This is a genomic window from Longicatena caecimuris (genome assembly GCF_018406465.1).
Taxonomy (GTDB): Bacteria; Bacillota_I; Bacilli_A; order Erysipelotrichales; family Erysipelotrichaceae; genus Longicatena; species Longicatena caecimuris.
The window spans coordinates 1,938,002-1,953,142 of sequence record NZ_AP024510.1 but is presented as its reverse complement, the minus strand read 5'-3'; the positions used below and the strand labels follow the sequence as shown (position 1 = coordinate 1,953,142).

General features: G+C 38.0%; 16 protein-coding genes. 15 read left to right on the top strand and 1 reads right to left on the bottom strand.

Features of this window, described 5'->3' with window-relative positions:
- Positions 1-4: 4 nt before the first annotated feature.
- The 4 genes from KJS44_RS09175 to KJS44_RS09160 all read left to right on the top strand — a co-directional run bounded on the left by KJS44_RS09175 (position 5) and on the right by KJS44_RS09160 (position 1,717).
- Positions 5-301 (top strand): pore-forming ESAT-6 family protein, encoded by a 297-nt coding sequence (locus KJS44_RS09175; protein WP_008687718.1) that lies wholly within the window; start codon positions 5-7, stop codon positions 299-301.
- Complete coding sequence (locus KJS44_RS09170) at positions 302-478, top strand: hypothetical protein (protein ID WP_008978628.1); 177 nt, start codon at positions 302-304, stop codon at positions 476-478.
- A 74-nt stretch (positions 479-552) separates the two neighbouring features.
- The gene (locus KJS44_RS09165; RefSeq protein WP_017144684.1) at positions 553-1,395 is read left to right on the top strand and encodes a hypothetical protein; all 843 of its coding nucleotides are present in this window, start codon (positions 553-555) and stop codon (positions 1,393-1,395) included.
- Between the two features lie 25 nt (positions 1,396-1,420).
- Positions 1,421-1,717, top strand: a complete 297-nt coding sequence (locus KJS44_RS09160) for a DUF4176 domain-containing protein (RefSeq protein ID WP_008687722.1) — start codon at positions 1,421-1,423, stop codon at positions 1,715-1,717.
- A gap of 82 nt (positions 1,718-1,799) precedes the next feature.
- Here KJS44_RS09160 and KJS44_RS09155 read toward each other — a convergent pair whose 3' ends face one another.
- Entirely contained in the window at positions 1,800-2,363 is a 564-nt protein-coding gene (locus KJS44_RS09155) for an HD domain-containing protein (RefSeq protein ID WP_008687724.1), read from the bottom strand.
- Positions 2,364-2,510: 147 nt separating this feature from the next.
- On the opposite strand from KJS44_RS09155, the gene KJS44_RS09150 reads away from it, so the two are divergent.
- From KJS44_RS09150 to KJS44_RS09100, 11 genes are all read left to right on the top strand, one after another.
- Positions 2,511-3,512 (top strand): nucleoid-associated protein, encoded by a 1,002-nt coding sequence (locus KJS44_RS09150; protein WP_008687727.1) that lies wholly within the window; start codon positions 2,511-2,513, stop codon positions 3,510-3,512.
- 296 nt (positions 3,513-3,808) lie between these two features.
- Positions 3,809-4,693, top strand: a complete 885-nt coding sequence (gene cysK, locus KJS44_RS09145) for a cysteine synthase A (protein WP_008687729.1) — start codon at positions 3,809-3,811, stop codon at positions 4,691-4,693.
- Positions 4,693-5,247, top strand: coding sequence for a serine O-acetyltransferase EpsC (epsC, locus tag KJS44_RS09140; RefSeq protein ID WP_008687730.1), 555 nt, complete (start codon positions 4,693-4,695; stop codon positions 5,245-5,247). The genes cysK and epsC overlap by 1 nt, the downstream gene beginning before the upstream one ends.
- Positions 5,248-5,535: 288 nt before the next feature.
- A complete protein-coding gene (locus KJS44_RS09135) occupies positions 5,536-5,865 on the top strand; it encodes a PadR family transcriptional regulator (protein ID WP_008687732.1) in 330 nt (109 codons plus the stop codon).
- A complete protein-coding gene (locus KJS44_RS09130; protein ID WP_008687734.1) occupies positions 5,862-6,608 on the top strand; it encodes a DUF2812 domain-containing protein in 747 nt (248 codons plus the stop codon). The genes KJS44_RS09135 and KJS44_RS09130 overlap by 4 nt, the downstream gene beginning before the upstream one ends.
- Positions 6,609-6,638: 30 nt before the next feature.
- Positions 6,639-7,346: an ABC transporter ATP-binding protein gene (locus KJS44_RS09125; RefSeq protein WP_008687736.1), complete on the top strand. Its 708-nt coding sequence runs from the start codon at positions 6,639-6,641 to the stop codon at positions 7,344-7,346.
- Positions 7,343-8,905, top strand: coding sequence for a putative ABC exporter domain-containing protein (locus tag KJS44_RS09120; protein ID WP_008687738.1), 1,563 nt, complete (start codon positions 7,343-7,345; stop codon positions 8,903-8,905). Before KJS44_RS09125 ends, KJS44_RS09120 begins: the two co-directional genes overlap by 4 nt.
- Positions 8,906-9,042: 137 nt before the next feature.
- Positions 9,043-10,320: a hypothetical protein gene (locus tag KJS44_RS09115; protein ID WP_008687740.1), complete on the top strand. Its 1,278-nt coding sequence runs from the start codon at positions 9,043-9,045 to the stop codon at positions 10,318-10,320.
- A gap of 212 nt (positions 10,321-10,532) precedes the next feature.
- Positions 10,533-10,997 carry a MarR family winged helix-turn-helix transcriptional regulator gene (locus tag KJS44_RS09110; protein ID WP_008687742.1) on the top strand — a complete coding sequence of 155 codons (465 nt, stop codon included), beginning with the start codon at positions 10,533-10,535 and terminating at the stop codon, positions 10,995-10,997.
- The gene (locus KJS44_RS09105; protein WP_008687744.1) at positions 10,991-13,264 is read left to right on the top strand and encodes an ABC transporter ATP-binding protein; all 2,274 of its coding nucleotides are present in this window, start codon (positions 10,991-10,993) and stop codon (positions 13,262-13,264) included. The genes KJS44_RS09110 and KJS44_RS09105 overlap by 7 nt, the downstream gene beginning before the upstream one ends.
- Complete coding sequence (locus tag KJS44_RS09100; RefSeq protein WP_008687747.1) at positions 13,257-15,125, top strand: ABC transporter ATP-binding protein; 1,869 nt, start codon at positions 13,257-13,259, stop codon at positions 15,123-15,125. Before KJS44_RS09105 ends, KJS44_RS09100 begins: the two co-directional genes overlap by 8 nt.
- Positions 15,126-15,141: the final 16 nt, after the last annotated feature.

The following is a 15,141-nucleotide window of genomic DNA, read 5'->3' as shown; positions in this document are numbered from 1 at the left end:
ATACATGGATACTTTAACGATCACGCTGGCACAAGTTCAAGGCTGTGCCGCTGCCATCCGTACTCAAAATCAGAAATTGAATCATTGTTTGCAAGATATTAGTATGACAATGAATCAGTTGGCTGCTTATTGGCAGAGTCCGGCGTCAGAAACTTTGCGAACAAGATTTCACAGTTTACTCCCCGTTTTTGATAACTATCGAAGTGTTGTAGAATCTTATGCCCGTTTTCTCGATCAGACGGTAGATACCTATCATACACTGGAACAGCAGCTACAGGCCGGAGCAGATCAATTTCGTTAAATGAATGCATACAGCTATGCTTATGAATTACATTTGACGCAATGTGAACAACTGCTGAATCAGGTGACTGTCATTTTGCAGACAGTTGAAGATAATAATGAAAATTCGCTTTTATTGCAAGTGATTCGTTCTATGTTAAAAGAACTGCAACAGCAAAGAAGGTGGCTGCAGATATAAAAAATAGTAAAATATTTGCCATTTAACATGCATTGACATGTATTAATACTGGAAGGCTGAAAGATGCTGAGCTATTGCTGCAGACACTTCCTTTGTCACAACTGTATCAGGATTTACAAAAACTGCAAAAGGTAACTAGTGATGTTATTCAACCTCATGTGTTGTCACAGTTATCACGATCACTTTCACTTTTACAAACAAAACAGCAACAACTTTGTACACACTTAAAAACGAGTGCAACAGCTTATGAAAATATGGAATCGTCATTGAGCAGCAAAGCAAAGGCGATAAGTGATCATTTGCAATATCAAACATACACGATGGATCATTCTATGCGCTGGCATACGTCTTTTCGCAAAGATAAATCCTTGTTTAGTTATTTGCAAAATGGTGTCTGTGCAGGGATTTATGCTGGACTGGATGTTGTGAAATTTTCTGTGGGATTTCATGAAACGTATGCGCAAGGAAATTTATCAACGAGTGTTGGAAGTGCCAGTGTCAGTGGGGATGCTAAGTTTTCGTTGTATGATAATCAAGGTTTCTCTCCTTCACTAACCGTCAGCTTGGTGGCAAAAGCAGCCTTGGCACAGGCAGTTGCCGATATTCATTTAGGTAATTCTTATGTGTACGCGGATGGTGAAGCAAGTGTGGGAGTTGGTGTTGTTAAGGCGGAAGGGACAGCTGTCTTAAATAAAGAAGAGCTTACTTTAAAGGGTGAAGTTGGTGCAGCAGCAGTACAAGGTGAAGTAAAAGGCAGCATAACGATTTTGGGCGTGAGCATAACAGCAACTGGCACTGGTGAATTAGGTGCTATCGGAGCAGGAGCTGAGTTTTCCAGTAAAAAAGGAGAATTTTCATTTGGAGCAAAAGGCAGTTTGTTAGCTGGTCTGGGTTTCCGTGTAAAAGTAAATTACTGATCGATAAGGCAATAAAGGAGTACATATGAATAAAACGAATCTACAGGAATTACTGCCTTTGGGCAGTATCGTCACTTTAAAAAAGGGGACGAAAAAAATCATGATATGCGGTCGTATCCAAGAGGAAGCCACCACGAAAAAAATTTATGATTATGCGGCATGTTACTATCCGGAAGGTATTTTAAATCCACATGAGCTATTTTTATTTCAACACGAAGATGTAGAATTCGTGTATTTTGTGGGAATGCAGGATAGTGAAGAATTCAGCTTTCGCGATTTCCTGATAGGCAAATTGAAAGAAAAAGGGATGCTGGAAACATAAAAAAAGGGTTCTATATGCCATCATATAGAACCTATTATAGTACACATATCAAAATATTTCACAGCAGTATGCATAAACAGTATTATTTCCATATCTGAGTTGCGAAAGAGCAAATAGTTAAAAAAGAAACAGCTGCTCTAGAATAACGAACTTTGCGGCTACCTTGTAAAATGATTTCAGATAGTGCACAATACTTATCAACAGCTTGCAGAAGCCATCCTTCTTTTGTTTTAGGCATATGAAGGGTCATTGGCCACATATGATGAACAATGGCATCTTCTATCACAGGATTGATTGTGCAGGTTTTCTTAGCATTTTCTAAAGCAATTAAAGGATGAATTGCACAATGTCTGCCTTCCATGGGACGATTGTTCTTAGTTCGCCAGTCATAAAAATATAAATCATGTAGTAAGCCGGCACGTGCGATACTGTAGGTGTCTAAACGAAATTTTCGTGCGAATAAGAAAGAATAATAAGAAACATTCAGAGAATGTTGAAATCGTGAAGTATCCATATGCTGAGAAAAGGCTTTTAATTCCTGTACATCGTCAACCTCAATTAAATCTTGTATACAACTGACAAATTCTTTTGCCAGTAAGTCGTTATCGCTTGTTAGATCTACTCTGGAAAATATTGCTTTCTGCATGCCATTACCACCTTTTTTCTGATATATAATCAATGTATCATATTCTGTGTAAAAAATCATGTGAGAAATTTGTGAATTCATCCTATAGGCAAAATAATGAAAATAAGGTATGATGAATAGCAGAGAAAATGGAAAAGAGGAAGCATGATGTTAGAATTTGAAAAGAAAATTGTCCATGTTTTGGATTGTGAACACAATACGTGTATCCTATCAGAAGGATGTATGAAAAAAGAAGACGATGTGATAGCAAAGATGTTGAGTAGCAAGGCAGAAAAAGTATTCCATAGTGCCTCTCGTAAAAGGGGCGTTTTTCGCGAAACGAGTTATGTGAAAGAGCTGCTTGTGAAATTAAAAGATCATAGTATCACATTTGAAACCTTTTCGCAGAAATTGGCACAGTATGTATTTGATAAAAAGATGGAGCATGCCCAATACTATGTTAGCGATTTTATTGTGGCTTTATTATTAAAGGATGAACGTCGTTATGTATTGGTGCTCGATAATGCCTGTACGCAAGGTATTACTCATACGGTTCAAAATGAGGAAGATTCCATAATTACAGAAATAATACCTTACAAAGCATTGATCAGTTCTACGTTAACAGCAAAAGATCGCGCATTTCTTATAGAACTATCCGATGAAAGTCTGTGTTGTGTGGAAAATAAGGTAGAGATTGAAGGTGAAAAGGTAAATTTTTATGCGGAGGTCATTTTACAAAGTACGACAATGCCTTCGTATAAAGAAAGTGTGAAAAGCATCACCAAGTTAACAGAAGAAATGAGTGATAAGTATGAAATGGATGAAGTTGATATTGTTCCGAAAATGAAGAGCATGTTGGTAGATAACATCGAAAATAGTAAGCCGATTCAAATTGATGAAATAGCAGAAGAATTATTTGCAGAAAAACCACTTGCTAAAGCAGAGTTTAAAGAAGCGTTGAAGAAACAGGGGGTGCCGACTGCCATTGAGGTGGAATATGTAAAGCCGACTCGCTCAGATAAAGTACAGAAGATTAAAACAGATAAAGGAATTGAAATTATCATACCTGTGGACTATATGAATACGAAGGAATTTGTCGAATTCAAAAATCAGCCCGATGGAACCATATCCATCCAGTTAAAGAATATCACTCATATAACCAGCAAGTGATTTCTTATATTTCCAATAATTTACATTGATTTTCAGAAACTGATGGTAAATCAGTTTCTTTTTTTGGTGAAATGTGTCATAATAAAAAAACAAAGAGCGTCAAAACTGACTTTCTTTGTATGAATGCATATACTATTGTAGAGAAGGAGGTACTTGTATGTTTCATCAGCTTATAGAATATAGTATGGAAAGGGTTGGATTGCGATGTACAGATGACCTGCTTCAGAAACGATGTTGTTGCGAAAGAGATGCATAAGAAAAACATATCGTAAAACAATAGGAGGAAAATAACGTTTATGAAAGAAACGCTGAAATTAATTGGCAATACGCCATTATATCGTATAGAAAATACCAATATTTATGTAAAATTAGAGAAGTTTAACGCTGCTGGAAGTATTAAAGATCGTGCTGTCTTAGGAATGTTGAAAAAGGCTATGGAAAAAGGCACGATAAAAAAAGACAGTGTTTTGATTGAAGCTACCAGTGGCAATACCGGGATTGCTTTAGCCATGTTAGGAGCAATTTATCATTTGCCAGTCATTATCATTATGCCAGAAACTATGAGTATGGAACGACGTAAACTCATTCAGGCATATGGAGCGGAATTGATTTTAACCGAAGGTGCAAAAGGAATGCAGGGATCATTAGATGCATTGGCAAGCTTACAGAAAGAACATCCTAACTACATCACTTTATCACAGTTTGATAATCCGGATAATCCCCAGTTTCATTATGAAACTACGGGCAAGGAAATCCTGGAGCAATTACCGGATGTGGATATTTTTGTGGCCGGCATTGGAACCGGCGGCACGTTTACAGGAGTTGCTCGTCGTTTAAAGGAAGCTAATCCAAATATTCGCTGTGTAGCCGGAGAACCCAAAGACAGTGCTATCATCAGTGGGCATCAGCCAGGACCTCATAAAATTCAAGGAATTGGCGCAAATTTTATCCCTGCTAATTTCGATAAAGAATTAGCAGATGATGTGATGTTGATCAGCAATGAAGAAGCAATTGAAGAAACCAAAAACTTTGCGCGTACCACTGGTATACTCGTTGGTATCAGCAGTGGTGGCAATATTGCTTTAGCAAAACGATTAGCTGCCTATTATCCAAATAAAAAGATTGTTACGATCGCACCGGATGGCGGAGAGAAATATCTTTCCGTATTGGATTTTGACTAATGTTTCGCGTATTAAAGGATATCAATCATAACTTAAATCGCTCATTGGAGAATGATCCGGCTGCTCATTCTAAATTAGAGGTGCTGTTGTTATACCCGCATATCAAAGCCTTGGCATTTCATCGGGTATCGCATTTTCTATATCGGCATCATCTGTTTTTCCTTGCTCGCTTTAATTCCAACATTGCCCGTTTTTGGACCGGTATTGAGATTCATCCGGGGGCAACAATTGGTCGTGGTTTACTGATCGATCATGGAATTGGTGTAGTCATTGGAGAAACTGCCATAATTGGTGATGATTGCCATATTTATCATGGTGTCACCTTAGGTGGTACGGGGAAAGAGCATGCTAAGCGACATCCTACATTGGGGAATCATGTTATGATTGGAGCAGGGGCAAAATGTTTAGGAAACATTACGATTGGTGATCATGCGAAAGTCGGTGCAAACGCCGTGGTCATTACGGATGTTCCAGCGGAAACAACTTTTATCGGGTTAGCCGCAAAAGATAAACGACAAAAGCACAGGTGTACGCCGGAAGGCTTTATCGAATAAATATAAGTGTTATCGTAAAAGCATCTTAGAAAAGGAATCCCTCATTTGCCTTAAGCAAATAAAGAGATTTCTTTTTTTATTATGAACTGATAAACCCTTGTTTCTGGTAATTGTATTTTGTTTCTGCATTTTGCTTTAATATTTTGCTTCAGTATCGTGTTTTCATTGCATGATGATTTAAAAGATGGTTTTCTATTGCGGTAAGACTGCTTGACATAGTATCTATGTTCTGTTAAACTATATCTGTAATGGATATATCCATTTGCGATATAATAGGAGTTGATATGTGTGTCAAAACAGGCAACGCAGGAAAATGAACAGCTGACAGATGCAATGTTTTATATATTATTGGCTTTGTTAGAGGAGCGTTATGGTTATGTCATCATGAAATATATTGAAGAATTAAGTGATGGCATGATGCAGATGGGGCCGGGAACATTATATACGCTGTTGAAAAAACTGACGAAATTGCAATGGATCCAGCAGCTTACAAGTGATAGCCGCACCAAGACTTACCTCATTACACAAGAAGGAAAACGTATTTTATGCCAAGAAGTGAAACGGCGTGAGCGTATGGTGGAAGATGCTAATAAGGCTTTAAAGAAGGGGATTGTATGAAGGAAAAAAGAAAAACGAAACAAATATTATGCGGAGGTTTAGCCTTTTGTGGAGAAGAAGAGATGGAAATGCTGCATGCATATGCCCTGGATGGCTGGATTTTTAGAAAGTTCAGTGGTTTATCTTATGTTTTATATAAAGAAGAACCACAAGATCTTATTTTCAGCTATGATCTAAATAAGGTAAAGAAAGAAGACGCGCAAGAATATCTAGATCTTTTTGCGGCAGCAGGATGGGAACAAATTACCTGTAACTCCTCTAGTACATGGTTTTTTATGGCAAAGCAAGGAACGCCTCCCTTACACAGTGATCATGCGACATTGAGTGAAGAATATACCGGTACCGGTAAAACTGCAAAATATCTATTGTTGGTATTAGCGTTTGTTAGCTTGTTTAGCTTTTTCTTGATTAAACAGGCTGCCATATTTATGTATCTATTTGCTTTTGGCTGTGGATGTATAGGAGGTTTATTCATGCTTTTGATCGGTACGCAGTTTCGCAAACATAAGCGAAAGTTATGCATTACGATGTGGAGCTTTCAACGCAGTATGTGTTATTGTTTAGGCAGTCTGTTCATTATGCTTAGTATGCCGTTCCTATCAGATATCGTTCCCTCTTTGCATATCCTATGGCGCTTTCTTCGCCTTGGAGCATGGATGCTTTTCATCGCCACCTTGTTTTCTATGTATTGGCGATATCCGTTGTATCGCGATCACAAGGAACAATATTTGTTTAAGAAATAAGAAAAAGGAAAATGAAAAAAGGAGAAAATTATGATCGAAGTAAAACATTTAACAAAAACGTATGGGAAGTTTAAGGCTGTCGATGATATTAGTTTATTGGCAAAAGATGGTGAGATAACGGTACTGTTAGGTCCTAATGGAGCTGGGAAATCTACCACGATCAAAAGTATTGCAAATTTATTACGTTATCAAGGTGAAATTAAGATTGGCGGATATGCCAATGATATGCTAGAGGCAAAACGCATTTTCGGTTATATTCCGGAAACGCCGGTACTTTATGATCTATTAACGATAGATGAACATGTAGAGTTTATTGGAAAGGCTTATCGTTGTGAGCATTATCAAGAAAGAGCAGAACACTACATCACGATGTTTGATTTATCATCAAAACGTAAAAAGTTGGTAAAGGAACTAAGTAAGGGCATGCGTCAAAAGGTAAGTATGCTGCTGGCTTTATTGATTGCGCCCAAGGCGTTATTAGTGGATGAGCCAATGGTTGGTTTAGATCCTGCCAGTATAGAGGAAACTTTGCAGTTATTCCAACAACTTAAAGAAGAAGGGGTTGCTATCTTAATATCTACGCATATCATAGATGTCATCGATGCCATATGGGATGAAGCCTATATCATGAATAAGGGGCATATTGTCGCCCATGTACGTAAGGAAGGGTTACAGGAGCAAACCTTAAAAGAATTGTTTTTTACTTCTACGCAGCATGAAGTGGGGGAGGCGTCATGAAAGTATTAGGAAAGTTGTATTTATTAAAATTAAAAGGTACGATACGAAATATTTTTTCAAAACCTTCCAGCGCAATCTTTACGATTATAATGATTTTGCTTTATGGTGCCTTGATTGTAATGGCATTATCACATCCGGAAATTGCGATGTCTGTGGGAAATCTCCAGGATGTTTCTATGGTAATTTTGGTAAATATCGGATTTAGTGCCTTGATGGTAACAACGATGATGATGCAGAAAAAAATGGCTCTATTCACGGAAGATGATGCTTTTTACTTATTTACTGCACCATTTAAACGCAGTGCCGTCATGCAGTATTTGATGGTTAGTGTAGTAGTTTCAGCATTATTATTTGGCGCGATTAATCTTTTTATGATCGTGATGTTGGGAAGTCACATTGCATTTGATGGCGGCTTTCTGCTTTTGGTCTTTTTGACGCAATCACTTTTATATTTCTTTTTTCTGACCACCCAATATTACTTGTATTTAAGAGGATTAGAAAATGCAAAAATGAAAAAGCTGATACGTATCATTCCGCTAGCATGTCTATTCTTAGTTGCCATAATATTCCTTGTTGTTTTAGTAGCAAATGATTTTGATGTTACAAAAAGTGGTATGGAATTTGTCGCGGGTACACCATTTCATTTGGTACCTGTATTTGGCTGGGTAAAACTGATTTTAGTTTCCTATGTTGCCCATGATTTTTACAAGATGCTGATTGGCAGCGTATTGTTGATAGGTGCATGTATCGTGATTTTCTTATGCATGTCTTGTTATCGCAAGGATTTTGTCGAAGATGTTATGGCGGATGCTCAGGCTTTCAGCAAGCGTTATAAAGCCATAAAAGAAGGCAAGACGGATTCTTTTGCGGATCGTAAGGTTAAAGACGTCCAATTTGCTTTTCAAGAAGGGGCGAAAGCTATTTTTTCAAAAAATATGTTGTTAATGCGGAAAACGAATGATTTTATTCGTATGCAGGATGTCATGTTTGTGGGTATTTATTTAGTTATAACGCTCATCATGGGCCTAGGCTTTAGCTTTTATTGCTATATGTTGATCTTTTGGATGTTTTCCATGATTCAAAATAGTGATTTTATGCGGGATATGAAAAATTATCAGATATATCTGATTCCGGATGCCCCATTAAAGAAACTATGGTATGTCATGCTTCCTACTATCATTAAGACCTTCCTTGTCTTGTTAATCGCTATCGTAAGTGCTTATATCCTTTTGCAGCCGGATTTCAAAGAGGCATTGCAATATTTTGTTATGTTGAGTGGTTATGCTTTCTTATTTCTTGCCACGACCGTTTTATCTTTACGTATTTTAAAAAGTCGTAACAATGTAATGATGGAAAATATGTTGCGCATGCTTTTAATGATCTTAGCAGCGATTCCATCTACCGGGGTACTGATTTATATGATATCACAAAATACATTGACAATAGCAATGATGAATAGCATAACGATCTACAATTTGCTCATTAATTTTGTGCTTTCCGGTATTATCCTATATGGTTGTCGTAATATGATGAATGGAAATGAACTCAGTAGTGATTAAGCATACATGTATTGATTCCAGATGTAGATGAAGATGTAAAAAGATTGAAAAATTCCGCTGGTCCAGGGAGTTTTTCTTTTGCTTTTGGCGGTTTTATGATATAGTATGGTACAGTGAAGTAAAAGAGGTAGGCTATTATGTGGAAATATGAATGTAAACGACATTTACTGTATATGACAACAGGCGTTATCATCGGCGCGCTCGTATTTGGGGCATTAGGTTGGCAAAGAGAAGGTTTACTTGCCACTTTAGAAATGGTGACAAGCGATAAAGCAATCTTACAGGATCCAATGACTCCTTACCTTATGGGAGCATTGGCAATTGGTGGATTGGTGAATGGTTTAATGTTAATGTTTCAGCTGATGCAGCGCTTTAATATTAATTATTTTATCTTTATGATGATTTTCTTTTTGGCAAGTGAGCTAATTATTTTAGCAGGCATGGTATTACTGTTACCGGCATTTGTCGTATGTATCTATGGCTGGCTGACTGTGCCGAATCGTGGTAAAAAGCGCATGCTAGATAAAAATACCGTAACCAGTGTACAAGAGGTAGAGCGTGTATATCGCCTGCATCATCATTATGATGAAACCTGCGAGATTTATGGTAAAAATGCATGGAATATTATGCTTCGTGTGAATATCTTATATTTCAGTGGAATCTTAGCTTTATTTCTTGTATTGATGTATGTAGAAGATTTATTTATTGTTATGGCGGCTGGTCTGTTGTACATGATGCTGTTTTTTCAGCTTACGAAGTATAAAAATAAGGCTTTACAGCCGATTATCGCACTATTGTATGATAAATGTGATCCTCAGGCATGTGCCAGTGCCATCTTTGCGTTAGCGAAAAAAGCACATAAGAAAAAGAATTTCCCATTGACACAGCAATTGGCACAGTGCATGATCTATCTTAATGACCCTCATCTGGCCATTGATGTTTTGGTTACCAGCAATCCATCTCGTAATGGGTTTGTATATCCTTATCATACGTTGATGGCATATGCTTATTATCAACTTGGTGATGAAAGTATGGTAAAACATCACTTGCAGGAATGTGAGAAAAGTAAAAAAGGCAATATGGCAGGTCCTATGAACATGTTTGCCCAGCAGGCATTGGCAAGCATTCAAAATAAATTGGATCTGATGAAACAGGATTTCCGTAAGGCGAGAACTTATTATATGCAAGGATTGCAAGCGCAAGCGATGCCATTTCAATTGGTAGATTCTCACTATTATTTAGGCTTGATCTCTTTTGTTGAACAGGATATGCGGGAAGCCCAAATTCATTTCCAATATGTGCAGCAACATGGCAACCGCATGTATTTTAAGGAAAAAGCGGATTCTTTTATGGAAACGATTCTCGCTTTAGAAAAAGCGAATGAAGAAGCTTATAGTGAACAGGAAACTTTGTAAAAAGTTCCTGTTTTTTTCATCTACATACGATCTTATCTTTACATAGTTTACGAGAAAACGAAAAAATGTTTCGATGATGTAAGCATTCGTTTTCTAATAATGATGTGAAAACTATGTGAAGTCATGCAAAATGGTTGACTGTCTGAAAGATATCACTATAATAGTTAAGGTAGTTAACTATTAAGCTACTTAACTATTTTAGGAGGGATACGATGGATGAAATGGATATTGTCCGGAAAATAACACATCTTGTGTATACACATCGCCGTGATGCTGCCTTTACGGGGCAAAAACAGCCAAATGTGAAACATCGAGATATCATGATGCTGGATGCCATTATTAAAATGGGCGATTTGGTTAAAATGAGTGATATCAGTGCATATTTTCAGATAACTCCGGCGGCTGTTTCACAATGCATCAAAAACTTTGAAAAGAAGGGCTGGGTGGAACGTACCGTTCTTGAATCAGATCGTCGAAGTGTGTATGTTCGTGTCAGTGATGAAGCAAAGCAGATGGTGCAGGAAATGGAAGAGCATATGAAACAGCAACTCATTGCATTCATCGCTGAACTTGGTGAAGATGATGCAGAAGCATTTGTACGTATTTTGGAAAAAGGTTTTACGTTTTTCAAATGTGAACGCAAGAAAGAAGAAGGAAAGGAGACAGGGAAATGCTGAAATTAAGACGCTATACGAAACCGTTTCTGATGTCGATCCTCATAATCGTCGCATTGTTATTTGGACAGGCGATGTGTGAACTGGCAATGCCGGATTATATGTCTGATATTGTAAATATCGGAATTAATGCCGGTGGTATAGAAGACGGTGTTCCAGAAGCGATACGCGAAAGTGAATATCAAAAGTTAAAGGTGTTTATGGAAGAAAAAGAGCAAAAGCTCTTTGAAAAACACTATACCCTCATGACACCGGCATCCGCAAAGCAGGAAGCAAAGGATGATTACCCTGCATTAAAAAAGGAAAACGTTTATCTGTTGCAAGACATTGATGCTGATACCAGAACAGCAATCAAGCATGCATTATCTGGCTCAGAAACAATCGTGATGGGCATTGAACAAGCGGTAGATAAGATAAAAGATAAAGATGCAATGGATAGCAAAGAAGTTAGTAAAGAACAAAAGGAAATGATGGAGATGATCCAGAAACTTCCAAAAGGTGTGGATGTCTTCATGGCCATGCAGATGATGCCGCATGAAAAACTGCAGGAAATGAAGAAAGATATGAATAAAGTAATGAAGGCAATGGGGGAAAGCACAGCAGATACTGCTAATGCGCAATATGTTCGAAATGAATATAAAGCCATGGGTATGGATGTGGATGCGATACAATATCAATATTTGTTTGTGAAAGGCGGATTGATGTTGTTTGTAGCATTAGGCTCTGCGGTAGCAGCGGTTGCGGTTGGCTTTTTAGCAGCGCGTGTGGCAGCAGGCTTCTCCCGTGATTTGCGTAAGGATGTTTTCCATAAGGTAGAGCATTTCTCCAGTGCAGAATTTAATAAATTTTCAACCAATACCTTAATTACGCGTACGACAAATGATATCCAGCAAATTCAGATGGTACTGGTTATGATCTTGCGTATTGTTATTTATGCGCCGATCATTGGTATTGGTGCGATTATTAAAGTAATTCAGTCCAATGCCAATATGACGTGGATCATTGCTTTGGTTATTGTGGTTATTTTAAGTATCATGATGGTGGCTTTTACGACTGTTATGCCTAAATTCAAGATTTTGCAGAAATTAATGGATGGCTTAAATTCAGTCGTTCGTGAAATGCTAGATGGTATGCCAGTCATTCGTGCTTTTAATAATCAGAAAAAGGAAGAAGAAAAATTTGAAGAAGCTAACAGTAAGATTATGAAGACAAACATGTTTACAGCACGTGCAATGTCTACCTTGATGCCATTGATCATGCTGGTTATGAACAGTGCAACCATTCTGATTGTTTGGGTTGGTGGTCATCAGATTGATTCTGGCAGCTTGCAAGTTGGTGATATGATGGCGTTCATGCAATATTCCATGCAGATTATTATGGCCTTCATGATGATTACAATGATTTCTATCATGATTCCACGTGCCAGTGTAGCGGCTGGACGTGTTTCGGAAATTTTGCATACGAAACCAAGTATCGAAGATCCACAAGCACCAAAACACTTGGCAGATGATCAGCGTGGTCGCATTGAATTCCGTAATGTATCCTTCCGTTATCCAGGTGCAGAAGAGGATGTCTTAAAAAATATCACCTTTACTGCGGAACCAGGACAGACGACGGCCTTTATTGGAAGTACAGGTTCAGGGAAATCAACGATTATTAATTTGGTGCCTCGTTTCTATGATGTGACGCAGGGTGCGATCTATGTAGATGGGGTGAATGTCAAAGATGTGACGCAGCATGAATTGCGTGATCATATTGGCTATGTGCCGCAAAAGGGTACGTTATTTACGGGTACGATCGAAAGCAATTTACGTTATGCTAAAGAAGATGCTACTGAGGAAGAATTAGCGAAGGCCGCTGAAATTGCGCAGGCTTTAGAATTTATCGAAGAAAAACCGGAACGTTATGAAACAGCGATTACACAAGGTGGAACTAACGTATCTGGAGGACAGCGTCAACGTTTATCGATTGCCAGAGCTTTAGTGAAAAAACCGGAAATTTATATTTTCGATGATACCTTCTCAGCTCTAGATTTTAAAACAGATGCTAAACTGCGCAAGGCGTTAAATATTTTATGTCAAGAAACAAAAAGCACGGTATTATTGGTAGCACAGCGTATTTCCAGTATCATGCATGCCGAACGTATCGTCGTGTTGGATAAGGGTGAAGTTGTGGGTATCGGTAATCATGAAGAATTGATGAAATCCTGTGAGGTATATCAGGAAATCGCCTATAGTCAATTGTCAAAGGAGGAATTGGGAAATGAGTAAAACAAACCGTCCTTCTGCACCAATGCGTAAAGGGCCGATGGGAGGACATCGCGGTCCTGGACGCCCGGTTGAAAAGGCTAAAAACTTTAAAGGTACGATGAAGCAGTTAATTAGCTACATGAAACCTTATTATGTAAAAATTATTATTTCTTTCATATTCGCCATCTTTTCAACGATTTTTATGGTTGTAGGTCCTAAAATCAGCGGAAAGGCTATAACCGAATTAAGCACTGGCTTTATTGCGAAAGTACGAGGAAGTGGCGCAATTAATTTTGATCGCATTTCGGAAATATTACTATTTTTAATTGGTTTATATCTGATTTCAACCTTCTGTAATTTCGTGCAAGGCTGGATGATGGCAGGCGTGTCACAGAAAGTATCTTATAATCTGCGAACATCTATGTCAGAAAAAATCAATAAACTGCCATTCGCATATTTTGATAAACAATCACATGGTGAAGTATTGTCAAGATTCTCTAATGATGTTGATACGATTCAGCAGACACTAAGTCAATCTTTATCACAACTATTATCTTCAATTGTACAGCTATTTGGTTTTTTAATCATGATGCTGACCATCAGTTGGCAAATGACATTGATGGCTCTTATTGTTATTCCATTATCTTTGATTTTGGTAACAACGGTTGTAAAGCATTCACAAAAATACTTTGCCCGTCAACAAGCATCTTTAGGTAATGTCAATGGTCATATTGAAGAGATGTATAGCGGACATATGGTGATGAAAGCCTTTAATGGGGAAGAAAAAAGTATTGCCCAGTTTGAGACTTTTAATGATGAACTTTATAATTCTGCATGGAAATCACAATTTCTAAGCGGATTGATGCAGCCAATCAGTATGTTTGTAGGTAATCTGGGCTATGTCGGTGTATGTATTTTAGGTGGTTATTTGGCCATGAATGGTATTATTGAAATTGGTGATATTACTGCCTTTATTCAATATGTTCGTAGCTTTAATCAGCCAATTGCCCAACTGGCGCAGACAATGAATGTCATGCAGTCAACGGCTGCCGCAGCAGAGCGTGTATTTGAGTTTTTGGCCGAAGAGGAAGAAGTAGCGGAGACCAAGACACCGCAACCGATTGCGGCACCTGATGGAAAATCGTTAATTGACGGTATGGTGACGTTTGAAAATGTTCATTTTGGATATACACCAGATAAAATTATCATCAATGATTTCTCGATGTATATCAATGCCGGAAAACGTGTTGCCATCGTTGGACCTACTGGTGCCGGTAAAACAACGATCGTAAAACTGTTGATGCGTTTCTATGAATTAAACAGTGGTACGATTTATGTGGATGGCTGTGATATACGTCAGTTTAGCCGCAGTGATTTACGTTCTTTATTTGGCATGGTGTTACAAGATGCATGGTTGTTTAATGGAACGATTATGGAAAATCTGCGTTATGGCAGATTAGATGCAACAGATGAAGAAGTCATGGCTGCAGCCGATGCTGCATATGTTGATCACTTTATTCGTACTTTAGATCATGGATATGATACGATGATTGATGAAGAAAGCAGCAACATCTCACAAGGACAGAAGCAGTTGTTAACCATCGCACGTGCGTTCTTAGCAGATCCAAAGATTTTAATTTTGGATGAAGCTACTTCCAGTGTAGATACCAGAACGGAAGTTCTGATTCAAAAGGGCATGGAAAAATTAATGGAAAATCGTACATGCTTTGTCATTGCGCATCGATTAAGCACGATTCGTGATGCCGATTTGATTCTGGTTATGAAGGATGGCGATATTGTGGAAGTCGGAGATCATCAAGAATTAATGGCCAAGAATGGCTTCTATACACAGCTGTATAATTCACAATTTGAAGAATCTTAACTATCAAGATAGAATG